This window comes from Francisella orientalis FNO12 (genome assembly GCF_001042525.2).
In the GTDB taxonomy this organism is placed as follows: Bacteria; Pseudomonadota; Gammaproteobacteria; order Francisellales; family Francisellaceae; genus Francisella; species Francisella orientalis.
In genome coordinates, this window is the sequence record NZ_CP011921.2 from 411,093 (window position 1) to 428,981 (window position 17,889).

The following is a 17,889-nucleotide window of genomic DNA, read 5'->3' on the forward strand; positions in this document are numbered from 1 at the left end:
GCTTATTTAACACGCATACCAGGCTGAGCACCTTCATGCGGTTCCAGTATGTATATTCCTTTGCCATCACCAGCTGCTAGAACCATACCTTCTGACATTCCAAACTTCATTTTTCTAGGAGCTAAGTTAGCTATCATTACGGTATGTTTGCCTACCAAATCTTCTGGCTTATATGATGATTTTATGCCTGCAAATACTTGTTTTGTAGCACCACCTAGATCTAATATTAGCTTAAGTAGTTTGTCTGCGCCTTCAACATGTGAGGCTTCAGCAATTCTAGCTACGCGTAAATCAACTTTCATGAAATCATCAAAAGTACATTCAGCAGCGATATCTAGTTTAGGTTCTTCTTTGGGTTGTTGGTTTTGTTCATTTTCTAACATTTTTTTTGTATCCTCTAAAACTTTGTCTACTTTTTCTTTTTCAATACGAGTTGCTAATGGTTTGAATTTGTTTATCTTGTGAGATTTTAGGAATACAGGAGCATCACTCCATTTTGATAGCCCTATATTTAAGAAAGTCTCTGCATTTTTAACAATTGAAGGCATAATTGGCTTAAGATATGCAACAAGCACCTTAAACATATTAATTCCTTGTGAACATACTTGATGAACTTTTTGTTCTTGTCCTTCTTCTTTTGCTAGTTGCCATGGTTTATGATGGTCTATAAATTGATTTGCTTTATCAGCTAAGGTCATTATTAGTCTCACAGCATGAGCAAACTCTCTTTTTTCAAAAGCTTGAGTAATGACATCGTGATTCTTACTAAATTCAATTTCTAACTCTTGATCAAAAATATCCTCAGATAAGGAGGCATCAAATTTTTTGTATATAAAGCCAGCACAACGGCTTGCTATATTTACCACCTTACCAACTATATCTGAATTTGATTTGGTGACAAATTCCTCAAGGTTTAAATCTATATCATCAATGCGTGATGTTAATCTAGAGGCAAAATAGTATCTCAAATAGCTAGGCTCTAAATTATCTAGATAAGTTCTTGCTTGGATAAATGTACCGCGAGATTTTGACATTTTTTTGCCATTTACAGTTAAGAATCCGTTAGCAAAGACACTTGTAGGAGTTTTGTAGCCTGTAGATAATAATATTGCTGGCCAAAATAATGCGTGGAAATAAATAATATCTTTACCAATAAAATGATAAAGCTCGTTTTCACAAGAGTCATCTCCCCAAAATTCATTAAAATCAACATTGTTTTTGTTACAGTAATCTCTAAAACTTGCAATATATCCCATCGGAGCATCTAACCAGACATAGAAGAATTTTTGCTCATTTGTACTTGGTATTGCAAAACCAAAGTATGGAGCATCACGCGAGATATCCCAACTTTGTAAGCCTTGCTCAAACCATTCTGCTAGTTTGTTAGCTACTTCTGGTTGGAGTAGTTTGTTGGATTCTATCCAATCTTTGATATTTTTTTCCAAAGAGGGTAAATCAAAAAAGAAGTGTTCAGAATTTTTTTGTATTGGTGCTTTTCCTGATACTACTGATTTTGGGTTTATTAGTTCTGTTGGATCATAAGTTGCACCACAAACCTCGCAACTATCTCCGTATTGATCTTCAGCCTTACATTTTGGACAAGTACCTTTTACAAATCTGTCTGGTAAAAACATCTTTGCTTCAGGATCATACGCTTGAGCTATTTCTTTTTTTGATATGAGTTCTTGAGCATTCAGCTTATCGTAGATATCTTCAGCAATTTCTTTGTTTATTGGACTATGAGTTGAATGATAATTATCAAACTCAATTTCGAAGCTTAAAAAATCTTTTTGGTGATTGTTTGAGTATTTTTCAACAAGTTCTTCTGGTGTGATACCTAAGCTTTTAGCTTTAAGCATTATTGGAGTGCCGTGTGTATCGCTGCCACAGACAAATATACATTTATTACCTTGTAATTTTTGGAATCTAACCCAGATGTCTGATTGTATATATCCAAGCATATGGCCTAAATGAAGATCACCATTTGCATATGGCAGCGCATTAGTAACTAAAATTTTTCTCATGATTATTGTGCTTTTAGTGGTTATGAATATCTAAAATAATATTCGTATTATAAAGTTTTTTCTGAAGTTTGTTTAGTATTAATATTGGTAAAATAGTAGATACTACAAAAAATTGTCGAATGTGCTCTTGACACACTATTTTATATATATATAATATCCTATCACATGGTTTAGGAGAGGTGGCCGAGCGGCTGAAGGCGCTCCCCTGCTAAGGGAGTATAGGCGTTAAACCCTATCGAGAGTTCGAATCTCTTCCTCTCCGCCATCCAAAGTTTTCGATCTTTTCAAAATCGGGTGCTTAGCTCAGTTGGGAGAGCATCGCCCTTACAAGGCGAGGGTCGGGGGTTCGAACCCCTCAGCACCCACCACTAATAAATATAAAGCGACTTGGGTCGCTTTTTTTATGTCTTCAATTTTTTGCAATCACTTCTATTGGGCTTTGTCTTTTGTTATGAAGTTGACGGTATAGAGAGTGTTTTAATTATTTGTGCTAAATAAATATAGAACGGTTTTAGATTAATATTCTTATATAGGGCAATTAGCTAAAAGCTAATGACAGGAGTATGTTGTAGATATATCTTTTAGTAAGTAATTGTGATAACCGTATTTTTAGTTTGCTTTGAGGTTAAGAGTCATTTAAGTTTAGAAGTGTCTATGTCTAAATCTAATCAAAACTTGCCCTTCAAATTTTATATATAATAATATTTCTATTGTTATTTTTTAAGCTGCACCTGTGCTTCTTTTATTGGAAGTGTTGTATTGCCTAATTTTTCATATATAGATTTGTAAAAAGAGTAGAGGTTATATCTAATACTTATGTCTCTTTACTTTATTGTTTTGCTTTGAGTTTTATAATATCACTAATCGCCAAAGTTGGTTAAATCAAATTGTTAATATAGCAGATATGTATATTGATATAAGTAATTAGATTAACAGAGACAGAGGTGTTTAGATTCAGCACATTTATTGAAAGTGCAATAAATAGATAAAAAGTATTATTTTTTTTAGAAAAGTTAGATATTTGTATATTTGTCCCAAAAGCGTTAAAACGTGATATAGAGTGTATAAAAATGGTATATAGGCGTTGGTTTTTATAGATGATTTTATATTTAGATAAAAAAAGTTGTAAAAAGTTTAATTTTTTTGAAAAAAGTAGTTGCATTTTGGATGAGTGATGCGTATTATATGTCTTCACCGGCTGACGGGTGATGTCAACGGTAGGAAGCTAAGGCTTCTAAGATATTTAAGAGATATATTATATACAAACACTTTGTTAAAGAATTTGAGTATCAGTAGTTAGAGTCAGAATTTGAGAATTAAACTGAAGAGTTTGATCCTGGCTCAGATTGAACGCTGGTGGCATGCTTAACACATGCAAGTCGAACGGTAACAGGTCTTCGGATGCTGACGAGTGGCGGACGGGTGAGTAACGCGTAGGAATCTGCCCATCTGTGGGGGATACCAGTTGGAAACGACTGTTAATACCGCATAATATCTGCGGATTAAAGGTGGCCTTTGCGCTGCCGCAGATGGATGAGCCTGCGTTGGATTAGCTAGTTGGTGGGGTAAGGGCCTACCAAGGCTACGATCCATAGCTGATTTGAGAGGATGATCAGCCACATTGGGACTGAGACACGGCCCAAACTCCTACGGGAGGCAGCAGTGGGGAATATTGGACAATGGGGGAAACCCTGATCCAGCAATGCCATGTGTGTGAAGAAGGCTCTAGGGTTGTAAAGCACTTTAGTTGGGGAGGAAAGCCTGTGAGTTAATAGCTTGCAGGAAGGACGTTGCCCAAAGAATAAGGACCGGCTAACTCCGTGCCAGCAGCCGCGGTAATACGGGGGGTCCGAGCGTTAATCGGAATTACTGGGCGTAAAGGGTCTGTAGGTGGTTTGTTAAGTCAGATGTGAAAGCCCAGGGCTCAACCTTGGAACTGCATTTGATACTGACAAACTAGAGTATGGTAGAGGAATAGGGAACTTCTGGTGTAGCGGTGAAATGCGTAGAGATCAGAAGGAACACCAATGGCGAAGGCAACATTCTGGACCAATACTGACACTGAGGGACGAAAGCGTGGGGATCAAACAGGATTAGATACCCTGGTAGTCCACGCTGTAAACGATGAGTACTAGCTGTTGGATTCGGTGTAAAGGATCTAGTGGCGCAGCTAACGCGTTAAGTACTCCGCCTGGGGACTACGGCCGCAAGGCTAAAACTCAAAGGAATTGACGGGGACCCGCACAAGCGGTGGAGCATGTGGTTTAATTCGATGCAACGCGAAGAACCTTACCTGGTCTTGACATCCTGCGAACTTTCTAGAGATAGATTGGTGCCTTCGGGAACGCAGTGACAGGTGCTGCACGGCTGTCGTCAGCTCGTGTTGTGAAATGTTGGGTTAAGTCCCGCAACGAGCGCAACCCCTATTGATAGTTACCATCATTAAGTTGGGTACTCTATTGAGACTGCCGCTGACAAGGCGGAGGAAGGTGGGGACGACGTCAAGTCATCATGGCCCTTACGACCAGGGCTACACACGTGCTACAATGGGTATTACAGAGGGCTGCGAAGGTGCGAGCTGGAGCGAAACTCAGAAAGGTACTCTTAGTCCGGATTGCAGTCTGCAACTCGACTGCATGAAGTCGGAATCGCTAGTAATCGCAGGTCAGAATACTGCGGTGAATACGTTCCCGGGTCTTGTACACACCGCCCGTCACACCATGGGAGTGGGTTGCTCCAGAAGTAGATAGCTTAACGAATGGGCGTTTACCACGGAGTGATTCATAACTGGGGTGAAGTCGTAACAAGGTAGCCGTAGGGGAACCTGCGGCTGGATCACCTCCTTAACGAAAATACGAAAAAATAGAAATAAGCTCTAATTACATATTCAAGTGATTTAGCATAGTGTTTGTAGGTAATATATTTTAGTGTAAATAGAATATGGGTCTGTAGCTCAGTTGGTTAGAGCGCACCCCTGATAAGGGTGAGGTCGGTAGTTCGAGTCTACTCAGACCCACCAGTAATTTTGGGGCCATAGCTCAGCTGGGAGAGCACCTGCTTTGCACGCAGGGGGTCAGCGGTTCGATCCCGCTTGGCTCCACCATACTTATTTACGCGAAGATAGAGATATTTAACAATTTAGTATAGAAATAGACTTAAGAAAATAAGTGCAAGCGGTGGATGCCTTGGCATTCAGAGGCGATGAAGGACGTGTTAATCTGCGATAAGCTTCGGGGAGCTGGTAAATAAGCTTTGATCCGGAGATTTCCGAATGGGGGAACCCACCTGGCATAAGCTGGGTACTCACTCGATATGGAGTGTAGAGCGAACGAGGGGAACTGAAACATCTAAGTACCCTTAGGAAGAGAAATCAATTGAGATTCCCATAGTAGTGGCGAGCGAAGTGGGAAGAGCCTGGTATGATTTAGCTGTAATTATAGTAGAACAAGTTGGGAAGCTTGACGATAGAGGGTGATAGTCCCGTATACGAAATAATCACAGTGGAACTAAGCATGCGAACAAGTAGGACGGGGCACGTGGAACCTTGTCTGAATATGGGGGGACCATCCTCCAAGGCTAAATACTCCTGAATGACCGATAGTGAACTAGTACCGTGAGGGAAAGGTGAAAAGAACCCTTATAAAGGGAGTGAAATAGAATCTGAAACCGCTTGCATACAAGCAGTAGGAGCATGATTTAGTCATGTGACTGCGTACCTTTTGTATAATGGGTCAGCGAGTTACTTTTAGTGGCGAGGATAACTGAATAAGGGATCCGTAGCGAAAGCGAGTTTTAATAGGGCGATAAGTCGCTAGGAGTAGACCCGAAACCGGCGCGATCTATCCATGGCCAGGTTGAAGGTTGGGTAATACCAACTGGAGGACCGAACCCAATACTGTTGCAAAAGTATGGGATGAGCTGTGGATCGGAGTGAAAGGCTAATCAAGCACGGAGATAGCTGGTTCTCCCCGAAAACTATTTAGGTAGTGCCTCGTGTATAACTCATTGGGGTAAAGCACTGTTTCGACAATGGGGGTTTTACGACCTTACTGACTCGATGCAAACTCAGAATACGATGAAGTTTAATCACGGGAGACACACTGCGGGTGCTAAGGTCCGCAGTGGAAAGGGAAACAGCCCAGACCGCCAACTAAGGTCCCTAAGTCATAACTAAGTGGGAAACGAAGTGGGAAGGCCCAGACAGCCAGGAGGTTGGCTTAGAAGCAGCCACCCTTTAAAGAAAGCGTAATAGCTCACTGGTCGAGTCGGCCTGCACGTAAGATTTAACGGGGCTAAGTTATGCACCGAAGTTGCGGAATATATTTAGTATATTGGTAGGGGAGCGTTCTGTAAGCTGATGAAGGTATGTTGAGAAGCATGCTGGAGGTATCAGAAGTGCGAATGCTGACATGAGTAACGTAAAATAAGTGAGATTCTTATTGGCCGAAAACCCAAGGATTCCTACGCAATGTTAATCAACGTAGGGTAAGCCGGCCCCTAAGGCGTAGCTGAAGAGTGAAGTCGATGGGAAACAGGTTAATATTCCTGTGCCGCTTATATGAACGAAGGAGGGACGGAGAAGGTTAGGTAGGCCTGGCGAATGGTTGTCCAGGTGAAAGTATGTAGGTAGGAATGCTAGGCAAATCCGGTGTTCTGTTGATCTGAGATACGAGACGAAGTCAAACTTGTTTGACGAAGCTATTGATACCATGCTTCCAGGAAAAGCTTCTAAGTATATTGTATAAGCGACCGTACTGTAAACCGACACTGGTGGGTAGGTAGAGAATACTAAGGCTATGAGATAACTCTGGTGAAGGAACTAGGCAAAATGACACCGTAACTTTGGAAGAAGGTGTGCCCTTGATGGTGATGAGACTTGCTCTCTAAGCTGTTGGGGGTTGCAAATACCAGGTGGCTGCGACTGTTTATCAAAAACACAGCACTCTGCTAAATCGTAAGATGAAGTATAGGGTGTGACGCCTGCCCGGTGCTGGAAGGTTAATTGAAGGGGTTAGCGCAAGCGAAGCTCTGGATCGAAGCCCCAGTAAACGGCGGCCGTAACTATAACGGTCCTAAGGTAGCGAAATTCCTTGTCGGGTAAGTTCCGACCTGCACGAATGGCGTAACGACGGCCACACTGTCTCCACCAGAGACTCAGTGAAATTGAAATCGCTGTGAAGATGCAGTGTACCCGCGGTTAGACGGAAAGACCCCGTGAACCTTTACTATAGCTTTGCACTGGACTTTGAATATTTATGTGTAGGATAGGTGGGAGACTTTGAAGCAGTTACGCTAGTAGCTGTGGAGTCATCCTTGAAATACCACCCTTGAGTATTTGAAGTTCTAACTCAGGAGAGATTCGAGGACAGTGTATGGTGGGTAGTTTGACTGGGGCGGTCTCCTCCTAAAGAGTAACGGAGGAGTACGAAGGTGCACTCGGTACGGTCGGAAATCGTACCAAGAGTATAAAGGCAAAAGTGCGCTTGACTGCGAGAGTGACGGCTCGAGCAGGTACGAAAGTAGGTCTTAGTGATCCGGTGGTCCCGTATGGAAGGGCCATCGCTCAACGGATAAAAGGTACTCCGGGGATAACAGGCTGATTCCTCCCAAGAGTTCATATCGACGGAGGAGTTTGGCACCTCGATGTCGGCTCATCACATCCTGGGGCTGAAGCAGGTCCCAAGGGTATGGCTGTTCGCCATTTAAAGTGGTACGCGAGCTGGGTTCAGAACGTCGTGAGACAGTTCGGTCCCTATCTGCCGTGGGCGTTAGAGATTTGAGAAGAGTTGCTCCTAGTACGAGAGGACCGGAGTGAACGAACCACTGGTGTTCCGGTTGTTTCGCCAGAAGCATTGCCGGGTAGCTATGTTCGGAAGGGATAACCGCTGAAAGCATCTAAGCGGGAAGCCTCCTTCAAGATTAGATCTCTCTGATGAAAATCAGTAAGGAACGTTGGAGACTACGACGTTGATAGGCTGGGTGTGGAAGTACAGCAATGTATGAAGCTTACCAGTACTAATGATCCGAGAGACTTAAGTCTATTTCTATGCTGAATTGTTAAATATCTTTATAAGATATATTATCCAAAACACAGTTTTGGCGATAATAGCTTGTAGGAACCACCTGATCCCATTCCGAACTCAGAAGTGAAACTACAAAACGCCGATGATAGTCTGGCAATGCCCAGGTGAAAGTAGGTAATCGCCATCTTATTACATTAAAGACTTATCGTGATAAGCATTTTAAAAGCCTCATAGAAATATGGGGCTTTTTGCATTTATAGACATCATGATTTTTAAAACTATTACTGCTATATTAAACAGCAACTTTCATCTATAATCTCCTGATATTTATATTTATCACTTATATCTAACATAGCTTTTAAAGATGAAAATATCGAAGCTAAGATAGTGTCTAAAATTATGTCATTAGTTATTCAACTTTATATAAAGGACTAGCTGATGAAAGTTATTAACTTATAGTTACAAAAAAATATACAAGATGTGCTTGTATTGTGATAAAAATAAAGCAGTAGAAAATATTACCAAATAATTTGAGCTAGAATTAGAACTATATAAGCAATACTAATTTGCTTTATTTTTACCTATAAGATAGATACTGTAGCTTAAGAAAGTACTAGGCTTAGAACCTAATTTACAGCGAGATTGTACTAGGTCTTATAATATTCAAAAGAATCATTTTCTAGCTATCGTAATTCTAGAAGATTTAAAGTCTTAGATATTGAAAAAAATGTTGAATAATTGTCTTCACTGCTTATGTGATTGCTAAGCTACAACTACTGAATATTTTCTCTCAAAGATGTTTGTAGGACTACTACAATTAGCTACTCTTTTAGAAATATAGATAGCGTAATAAATCTTACTTGTGTTTGTATGATAGAAAATTCGAACGAATAACTTATAAATATCTTATGATGACTTTTCTAAAGTTAAGAATATTTTCTTTGTAAGACTCGATAGATTATAGGGCACACTTTATTTGAAGGTATTAATATTTGCGTTTTTATCTTTATTTAAGAGCATTAAGATATTTTAATAATAAGTTAGCGAAGATATATTATATATAGCGTGAATATAAATAAAATATAGGTAATTGGAAACGCAAACCTTGAAAATATATCTAGTTTCTTGGCAAAATTCTGCTATATTTACATTTAGATGGTCTCTCACATAGTCTTGTACTGTAAATTGATGGTTTGGTTCGACTACTAGTTTTACTTCGCTTGAGTTATATCAAAATGGTATTATATATGCTTTTAAGGTTTGTTTATCAAATGGGAATTTCTCAAGTTGCATAGGCGTTTCAAGATGTAATGTGCGTTGTTCAGTATATATAATATTTCCATTAGGATAAATTTTTATTTGTCTGGCTTTTATTTGAGGAGATCCAACTTCATTAATTATAGATATTTGTGGTCTCCATCTTTCAAAAATTTCATCATATTGAAAATCTCCCTGATATAATTTGTATGAAGTTTTTTCTTCATTTTTGTCAAATTTTAATCTTGGGTCATTCCATTTGAATCTAAATATGACATCGATTTGTAATTGTTCATTAACTTCATCTAAACTTTGGATATCAGTTATAAATGTAGAGGTTTTACAATTGTAGGTGTTTGAGGAGGGGTACTAACATACCCAAATATATTTTTATAATAACTTAGTGATATTAGTAATAACAAAAAAATTTTAAAAGTTTATTGTTAAGCATTTGCATCAAAATATTATATACCTTAATCAGTATTTTACTAAACTAGTATAATTAAACCAAATTTTGTTCAAAGTTTTGTGTGATTTAGTTTAAGATGTAATTTATAAAACATTAAAAATACAAATATTTAATTAGAATACAATTGCTTGAATAATATTTATTATTATGCATATAAATGCTTTCATAATAAAAAATAATAGATTTAAACCATTAACTGGAATTAATATTAGCGCTAATAAAATATAAAAACCATACTTTTGCAAATTATTATATTTATAGGCTATATCTTTAGGTAAAAAGGATGTCAGAACTTTGCTACCATCAAGAGGAGGTATTGGTAAAAGGTTTAAAACCATTAATATAACATTGATCATTATGCCATAAAAAGCCATTCCTTGAATATAAGGATGTAGAGTTACATATTTTGCTACTATCGCCCATATTATTGCCATTAAAAAGTTAGCTAAAGGGCCTACAATTGCAACTATAGCGATATCAATCTTTGGATTTTTGAGATTGTTATAATTTATAGGTACTGGCTTAGCCCAACCAAATATAAAAGGAAATCCTGAAGCAAAAGATGCTATTAGCATCAATCCAGGTACTATGATTGTCTCTATTGGATCTATGTGCGATACTGGATTCAATGTTACTCTTCTTAATTTATATGCAGTATCATCGCCTCTATATTTTGCAATAAATCCATGTGCGGCTTCATGAATTGTTATTGCAAATATTAGTGGAATTGAAGCCATTAGAATTGTTATTAAAATATGGTTAAGATCCATTAGAGATATTTTGAGAATTTTGATTTTGAAGTTATAGTTATTTGATATGTAAATATAAAGTTAAACAGTCAAATTAATAAAAAAATATAAAATGCTGCATATAAACCCTTAATATTTAGTATGGTATAAATTTAAGTGTAGTCTGATTAATATTGTATTTAATTAGATTTTATTAAATTTGTAATGAGAGTTTGTATGAAGAAATTATTAACTGTAATTTTGGTATCTTGTGTATTAGCATCATGTGTATCTACATATGAACCTATGCCTGCAGATAAGCAATCTCAACAATAAGATAGGAGAATTATTATGAGAAAAATATTCTTAGAATAACAGTTATCGCAGCGCTTTCAATGATTTTAATGTCTTGCGTTGTTAAACATGAATGTCCAACTAAATTAGATGCTAATGGCAATAAGTATATGGATAGAAATGCGTGTACACAAAATACTTATTACTTGGATTTATTCCTTTGGGTTAGATTTATAAATACTTTAAAGGTTAAAGGTTAAAGGTTAAAGGTTAAAGGTTAAAGGTTAAAGGTTAAAGGTTAAAGGTTAAAGGTTAAAGGTTAAAGGTTAAAGGTTAAAGGTTAAAGGTTAAAGGTTAAAGGTTAAAGGTTAAAGGTTGAATACTTTTGGATCTATTTTATTAAAAGTTCTTTAAAAATAAGTGTCTTATAAATCACATGATTTTATTAATAAAATTAAACTTCTAAATTTGCTGTATAAAAGGTTTTTTAACAGCAATAAACTAGGTAATATAACGAAGTTATAGGGTCGATTTGTGTTTCATTTTATTAATAGGAGACTCGTTATATGGCAAATCAATATACAGGAAATTTTGAGCAAATTGTAAAAAATAAATTTAACTGTTCAGCGAAGGAAGTTTTGTTGAAATGTCAGAGAGAAGGTTTGAGTTATCAAGAAGCTGAAAAAGTATTAGGCTTTAAACACGTGACAATCAGAAAATGGGCAAAAAGATTTGATATTAAGTTACCAGCTAGATTTCGGTTTGATGATGATCGTTTTGGACAAAGTAAAGAAATAGCGTATGTGAATGAGTGTAAGTCAAATAGAATTAACAAGACTAATATTTTTAGTCGTTGTTGGATAAATATGAATCTCTATTCAGCAATCAAAGCTAAATCTTGATTAACAGATACCTTTACATTATTTTGGCTCTGACTGAATAATATATTCTCATTTGGCATCAGTACGATGACAGTTGAGCCAAAGTTGAACCAGCCAAGAGTATCGCCTTTTTTGAACTCTATATTAAAAATGTCATTGTTGTAGTCCCAAGTTTGTATATCTTTATAGTAGCTTGGAGCTACTTTGCCGTGCCATACTGTTTCGATACCAGCAACAAGTAAAGCACCGACGAAAATTACAGCAACTTCACCAATTTCAGTATTAAAGTAACAAACTAATCTTTCATTTCTTGCAAATAGATTATCAACATTTTGAGCAGTGATCTGATTTACTGAAAAAAGCTTACCAGGGATATAAACCATTTTTGTTAGTTTACCATCGATAGGAATATGGACTCTATGGTAATCTTTTGGAGATAGATAGGTCGTTGCAAATTTTGTGAAATCAGTTGTTGAACTGTCAGCTATCAATGCTTTCAGTGAAAAAGTTTTTCCCTTAGCTTGGATTAAACTACCATCAGTGATATCTCCAAACTCGCTCAGAACACCGTCTGCAGGCGATGATATGACCTTTTTATCTGAGGATATAGGCCTTAATCCATCTTTTAACTCCCTTATGAAAAAGTTATTGAAAGAAGAATATTTGCTAATATCACTTTCTTTAGCTTCACTTATATCTATTTTAAATTTTTTGATAGCTAAATTTATTAAGTAATTTTTAAAAGGTTTATTTTTTGAGTCTGCGAGTTTGCTGATTAATCTTGATATTAAAGATTGAGGAATAATATGTTGTAGAAATATAAAAAGTTTATTTTTCATTTATTTTTTACAGTTGAAGCTTTTATTAATTATTAGTATAGCACTGTGTTATAATGTTTAGTTAATTTAATTAGCTAGTTATTAAATATTTGCAGATGAAGAAAAATTTCCAAATACTCATTTTAGTGAGTCTTGGTTTGTTATTGCAAAACTGTGCGACTAATGATGTGGATAATGATTTCTCGGCTGAGAGTCTTTCTAATGAAAGCTTTAGCTGGGATATATTTAGAAACAGAAAATATGAATATGCAAAAGTTCAAGTTAAAGAAGAACCTTCATTAATAATTCCTACTGGTTTAAATGGTGAAAAAATTAAACCGGCACTTAACTTGCCCGATGGAGATAATAAGTATCCTAGATCACAAGTTCCAAAGGCTTATCAACAAATGTTGCCTCCGAATTACACTGTCAAATTTGATATGGCTAAAATCATTAGTGATCAAATATCGAAAGTTTCTATAAGTGTTGTTTATGATGATTCAGGCTCATTGAAACTAGTGTTTAGAGAGCCTTTATCTATAACTATTAATCTTTTGGATGATTACTTTAAAGGCCTTCCTAGTATTTACACAATAACTTCTGAGAAAGATGAGGTATTATCAGGACATTTGATAACAGTTAAAGATAGTCAAAAAAATATAAATTTCGTTATTAAAGCACGCAAAATTGATGAACTCTCAAGCTTAGTTAAGATAAATGCGGTATTTACTGGTGATGGACAGACTCAAGCGCCTGACCATATCTCAGAGGGTGTAAGATTATTAAGCGATATTCGTAAAGAGTTAAATAATACAGAATTAAAAAGTGATAATAATTTACAAATTGCAAAACAAGCAGAAGCAGAAATGGCAGTATCAGATGCTAATTCTAGTAAGGGACAGTCAAGTTTGGGTGGACTTCTAGGTTCTACTAAAAAAAGTAAGTTTGGTTTTGGTTCTTATGATAGAACTATTGATAAATCTATACAGCAAGATGAAACTGATCAGATTCAAAATCAGATGAAAGATTATACTAAGATTACTGCGCCATCTGATGATAGTGTCTATGATAGCCAGACTCAAGCCGAAGAGCTAAATATATAGGTGGTAGTTATGTATGATATTTCAGTTTTTATTGGAAGGTTTCAGCCTTTTCATAAAGGTCATTTGCATAATATACAAGTAGCATTGAAGCATAGTAAGAGGATTATCATAAATGTAGGTAGCTCATTTAATGCTCCAAATATGAAGAATCCATTTTCATTTGAGTTTAGAAAGCAAATGATTATAGAGGATTTAAAAGTAGTGGATATTGATTTAAATTTAGTTGAAATTGAGCCGCTAGCAGATTATTTCTACCAAGAGCAAAAATGGGAAGAGTCTTTGCGCCAAAATGTCTATAAGCATGCTAAGTCAGGTGAAACTATAGCTATAGTTGGACATATTAAAGATGACTCTAGTTATTATATTAAAAGTTTTCCAGAGTGGGGATATATACCAGTAGATAATTATAAAAACTATAATGCTACAGAGTTTAGAGAATATTTTTATAAAGGTGAAATTCTTGATGAGTATATGTGTAGTTCAACACCAAATCAAGGAACATTTAAGTTATTAAATGCTTTTATGCAAAGTGTAACATATCAAGATTTGGTTGCTGAAAATAGCTATGTTATAGATTATAAATATTCATGGAGAAATGCGCCATATAAACCAAATATAGTTACTGTAGATGCTCTAGTTATAGTAAATAATTATATTCTTCTTGTTCAAAGAAAAGGATTTCCTGGTAAGGGATTATGGGCATTGCCAGGTGGGTTTTTGGAGTGCGATGAAACTATATCTCAAGCAATAATAAGAGAATTGTTTGAAGAAACAAATATAGATCTTAGTATTGAACAATTATCTTTGGCAAAAAGATGTGAAAAAGTCTTTGACTATCCTGATCGCTCTGTTCGAGGAATAACAATAAGTCATGTTGGAGTTTTTATATTTGAGGAATGGGCTGATTTACCTAGCATTTACGCGGCCGATGATGCTAATCAGGTTAAGTGGATATCTATAGATTCAGTTATTGGTAGTATGTATGATAAAATGCTAGAAGATCATTATCAAATTATCACAGTTTTAATGGAAGAATGTGGTGTATAGGGGTATAAGGAGCTTTTTATTATGAGTTTATCAGTTGTTATTTTAGCTGCAGGAAAGGGTTCGAGAATGAACTCTAATAAGCCAAAAGTTTTACAAACTTTAGCTGGAGAAACTTTAATCAGACATGTTATAAATCGCGTTGAGCCTTTAAAGCCTAATAATATTATTGTTGTTACAGGGCATTTAAAAGATATGGTCGAAGAAGAATTAACTGATAAAAACTTAACTTTTGTAGAGCAAAAAGAACAGTTAGGTACAGGACATGCAGTATTAAAAGCCTTACCCCAAATTAAAGAAGACAAGGTCTTAATCTTGTATGGTGATGTGCCATTAATATCTACAGAAGTTTTAGCTAATTTAATTAAATCAGCAAGTAATGATCTAGCTGTTCTTACGGCGGTTGTAAACAATCCGACAGGACTTGGTCGTATTGTAAGAGATAAGTTTGGAGCAGTAAGTCATATTGTTGAAGAGAAAGATGCCACTGATGGACAAAGCCAGATCAAAGAGATAAATACAGGCATATATTGTGTCTCTAGAGATCACTTGGAGAAATGGTTGCCTAATTTAGGTAATACGAATGCGCAAGGTGAATATTATCTTACTGATATAGTAGCAATGGCAAGAGAAGATAATATTTCTATAACAGTAACTCACCCTGTTGAAGAATTTGAAATACAGGGTGTTAATGATAGAGTGCAACTTGCACAACTTGAAAGACAGTGGCAGAAACATATTGCTGAAGTAATTATGTCAAAAGGAGTAAGTGTCGCTGATCCTAGTAGGATAGATGTACGCGGTAAACTTGAGGTTGGCAAAGATTGTTGGTTAGATGTTAATGTAATCATTAAAGGGCATGTGAAGCTTGGCAATAATGTTGTAGTTGGAGCAAACTGTATTCTAAAAAACTGTACTATAGAAGATAATGTTAAAGTAAAAGCTAATAGTATGGTTGATGGATCTATTATCCGAGAAGGAGCTATTGTTGGGCCTTTCGCAAGAGTTAGACCAGAATGTGATGTCAAGGAAGGTGCTGTTATTGGAAACTTTGTTGAAGCAAAAAAAACTATTTTAGGAAAAGGATCAAAGGCTTCTCATTTGACATATTTGGGTGATAGTGAAATCGGAGCTAATTGTAATATTGGAGCAGGTGTAATAACTTGTAATTATGATGGGGTTAATAAGCATAAAACAACAGTAGGAGATTATGCGTTTATCGGATCTGACTCACAGTTAATTGCTCCAGTTAATATTGGTCCTGGTGTAACTATTGGTGCTGGATCAACTATTGCAAAAGATGTTCCAGCTGATAATCTTGCTATTTCAAGAGCAAGGCAGCGTCATATTGATACTTGGCAGAGACCTGTCAAAAAAGACGATAAGTAAAAAATAGGGTATATATTATGTGTGGGATAGTAGGTGCCAATTCTACAAGAAATGTTACAAATATTTTGATTGAAGGTTTGAAAAAACTTGAGTATCGTGGCTATGATTCTGCTGGTTTGGCAGTCATTGATGATCATAATCAGATAGATATATGTAAAGAAGTAGGTAAGGTTATTGAGTTAGAAAAAGCAGTTCACAGCTTATCAAATTTTAAGGGTAATATCGGTATTGCTCATACTAGATGGGCGACTCATGGTAAACCTTCCAAAGAAAATTCTCATCCACATGCTTCGGAGAAATTTTGCATAGTACATAATGGTGTAATTGAGAATTTTGCTGAATTAAAAAAATCATTAATTAGTGAGGGTTATCTCTTTAAATCAGATACGGATACTGAAGTTGTAGCGCATCTATTAGATAGAGAATGGAATGATTCTAAATCTATTATTGATAATATCAAGATTATAACTAAGCTTTTAAAAGGAGCATATGCCTTAGCAATAATTTCACAAAAATTTACTGATAAGATTGTAGTTGTGCGTTCAGGCTCTCCTCTAGTTATAGGAGTGGGTATTGATGAGAATTTTATTTCATCTGATACGTTATCACTATTACCAGTTACTAATAGATTCTCTTATCTTGATGAGGGCGATATAGCTATTATATCTAAACTAGATGTTAAAGTCTTTGATAGTAAAGGAATATCTAAGAATTTAGAAGTTAAAGAATATAACTACTCATCTTCAAGTGCGACTAAAGATGGTTATAAGCATTATATGCTTAAAGAAATATATGAGCAACCAGAAGCTATATCAAATACTATAATGGCATCATTAAATGATGGTGAGATTAGTTTGGATAATTTTGATAGAGAGGCTCAAAAGCTATTTGAGAAAACTAAACATATAAGTATAGTTGCATGTGGTACTAGCTATAATGCTGGAATGGCGGCAAAATACTGGATAGAAAAGTATGCAAAAATCCCATGTAGTGTTGAGATAGCTAGTGAAATTAGATACAGAGATAATATAGTCGTCGATGGCTCATTATTTGTCAGTATCTCACAATCTGGAGAAACTGCGGATACTTTAGAGTCTCTGAGAAAAAGTAAAAAGCAAAACTACATTGGTAGTATGTGTATTTGTAATGTGCCAAATAGCTCTTTAGTTCGAGAGTCTGACATTGCTTTTATGACAAAAGCAGGTGTTGAGATTGGTGTTGCATCAACAAAGGCATTTACAACACAGTTAGTAGCATTGGCAATATTTACACTTGTAATGTCTAAATTGAAGGGAAGTTTGTCAGACGATGAAATAGTAAAATATACTGAAGAACTTAATAACATCCGTGCATTAGTTATGGGTGCATTGAAATTAGATCCTGAAATAGACGAGATAAGTGAATACTTCTCTGATAAGGAGCATACAATATTTTTAGGAAGGGGATTGTATTACCCGATAGCAGTAGAGGGCGCTTTAAAACTTAAAGAAATATCTTATATTCATGCTGAAGCTTACCCCTCAGGTGAGCTAAAACATGGACCGCTAGCATTAGTAGATAAACATATGCCAATAGTTGCTATGGTACCTAATGATGATTTATTGGACAAAACTCTTTCTAATCTTCAAGAAGTTCACGCTAGAGGAGGAAAGCTAATTCTTTTTGTAGATAAGGTAATAAAAGATAAGGTTAGCTTTGATAATAGTATCGTCTTGGAGTTAGATGGCGGACATGATTTTAGTGCGCCAATAGTATTTACCATACCACTTCAGCTTTTATCCTATCATGTGGCTATAATTAAAGGTACAGATGTAGATCAGCCTCGAAACCTAGCTAAGTCTGTTACTGTAGAATAGTAA

At 36.0% G+C, this 17,889-nt stretch carries 9 protein-coding genes, 4 tRNA genes, 3 rRNA genes and 1 pseudogene; 13 read left to right on the forward strand and 4 right to left on the reverse strand.

All coding sequences use genetic code 11. The annotated features are described in order from the left end of the window. Window positions 1-2: 2 nt before the first annotated feature. Window positions 3-2,024, reverse strand: coding sequence for a methionine--tRNA ligase (gene metG / locus FNO12_RS02295; protein WP_014714527.1), 2,022 nt, complete (start codon window positions 2,022-2,024; stop codon window positions 3-5). 173 nt (window positions 2,025-2,197) lie between these two features. Here metG and FNO12_RS02300 point away from each other — a divergent pair. From FNO12_RS02300 to rrf, 7 genes are all read left to right on the forward strand, one after another. After that, window positions 2,198-2,289: transfer RNA gene (locus tag FNO12_RS02300), tRNA-Ser, on the forward strand. Between the two features lie 27 nt (window positions 2,290-2,316). Beyond that, a tRNA-Val gene (locus FNO12_RS02305) sits at window positions 2,317-2,392 on the forward strand. A gap of 950 nt (window positions 2,393-3,342) precedes the next feature. Next, window positions 3,343-4,870 (forward strand): 16S ribosomal RNA (locus FNO12_RS02310). A gap of 96 nt (window positions 4,871-4,966) precedes the next feature. Beyond that, window positions 4,967-5,043 (forward strand) — tRNA-Ile (locus FNO12_RS02315). An 8-nt stretch (window positions 5,044-5,051) separates the two neighbouring features. Continuing rightward, window positions 5,052-5,127 (forward strand) — tRNA-Ala (locus FNO12_RS02320). Between the two features lie 50 nt (window positions 5,128-5,177). Further along, window positions 5,178-8,064, forward strand: a 23S ribosomal RNA gene (locus FNO12_RS02325). Between the two features lie 55 nt (window positions 8,065-8,119). After that, a 5S ribosomal RNA gene (gene rrf, locus FNO12_RS02330) occupies window positions 8,120-8,234 on the forward strand. The 16S, 23S and 5S rRNA genes sit together here with 2 tRNA genes alongside, the layout of an rRNA operon. Before the next feature lie 944 nt (window positions 8,235-9,178). On the opposite strand, the pseudogene FNO12_RS02335 reads toward rrf, so the two are convergent. Both FNO12_RS02335 and FNO12_RS02340 read right to left on the reverse strand, forming a co-directional pair. Beyond that, window positions 9,179-9,732, reverse strand: a pseudogene (locus FNO12_RS02335) (ligand-gated ion channel); the annotation flags it as partial. Between the two features lie 154 nt (window positions 9,733-9,886). Beyond that, window positions 9,887-10,543 carry a site-2 protease family protein gene (locus tag FNO12_RS02340; RefSeq protein WP_014715022.1) on the reverse strand — a complete coding sequence of 219 codons (657 nt, stop codon included), beginning with the start codon at window positions 10,541-10,543 and terminating at the stop codon, window positions 9,887-9,889. Window positions 10,544-10,896: 353 nt separating this feature from the next. On the opposite strand from FNO12_RS02340, the gene FNO12_RS09615 reads away from it, so the two are divergent. Both FNO12_RS09615 and fevR read left to right on the forward strand, forming a co-directional pair. Further along, window positions 10,897-11,055, forward strand: coding sequence for a hypothetical protein (locus tag FNO12_RS09615; RefSeq protein ID WP_014715023.1), 159 nt, complete (start codon window positions 10,897-10,899; stop codon window positions 11,053-11,055). Window positions 11,056-11,361: 306 nt separating this feature from the next. Beyond that, window positions 11,362-11,697 carry a transcriptional regulator FevR gene (gene fevR / locus FNO12_RS02350; RefSeq protein ID WP_014715024.1) on the forward strand — a complete coding sequence of 112 codons (336 nt, stop codon included), beginning with the start codon at window positions 11,362-11,364 and terminating at the stop codon, window positions 11,695-11,697. Here the strand turns inward: fevR and asd are convergent. Continuing rightward, window positions 11,670-12,515: an archaetidylserine decarboxylase gene (asd, locus tag FNO12_RS02355; RefSeq protein WP_014715025.1), complete on the reverse strand. Its 846-nt coding sequence runs from the start codon at window positions 12,513-12,515 to the stop codon at window positions 11,670-11,672. The two genes, fevR and asd, sit on opposite strands and share 28 nt — an antisense overlap. 95 nt (window positions 12,516-12,610) lie before the next feature. Between asd and FNO12_RS02360 the strand changes: the two genes are divergently transcribed. From FNO12_RS02360 to glmS, 4 genes are read left to right on the forward strand one after another with little or no spacing between them, the layout of a single operon-like run. Beyond that, on the forward strand, window positions 12,611-13,597 hold the full coding sequence (locus FNO12_RS02360; RefSeq protein ID WP_014715026.1) for a hypothetical protein: 987 nt from the start codon (window positions 12,611-12,613) through the stop codon (window positions 13,595-13,597). Between the two features lie 9 nt (window positions 13,598-13,606). After that, window positions 13,607-14,644 carry a bifunctional nicotinamide-nucleotide adenylyltransferase/Nudix hydroxylase gene (locus FNO12_RS02365; protein ID WP_014715027.1) on the forward strand — a complete coding sequence of 346 codons (1,038 nt, stop codon included), beginning with the start codon at window positions 13,607-13,609 and terminating at the stop codon, window positions 14,642-14,644. Between the two features lie 21 nt (window positions 14,645-14,665). Then, window positions 14,666-16,030, forward strand: coding sequence for a bifunctional UDP-N-acetylglucosamine diphosphorylase/glucosamine-1-phosphate N-acetyltransferase GlmU (gene glmU / locus FNO12_RS02370; protein ID WP_014715028.1), 1,365 nt, complete (start codon window positions 14,666-14,668; stop codon window positions 16,028-16,030). A gap of 17 nt (window positions 16,031-16,047) precedes the next feature. Further along, a complete protein-coding gene (gene glmS, locus FNO12_RS02375; protein WP_014715029.1) occupies window positions 16,048-17,886 on the forward strand; it encodes a glutamine--fructose-6-phosphate transaminase (isomerizing) in 1,839 nt (612 codons plus the stop codon). Window positions 17,887-17,889: the final 3 nt, after the last annotated feature.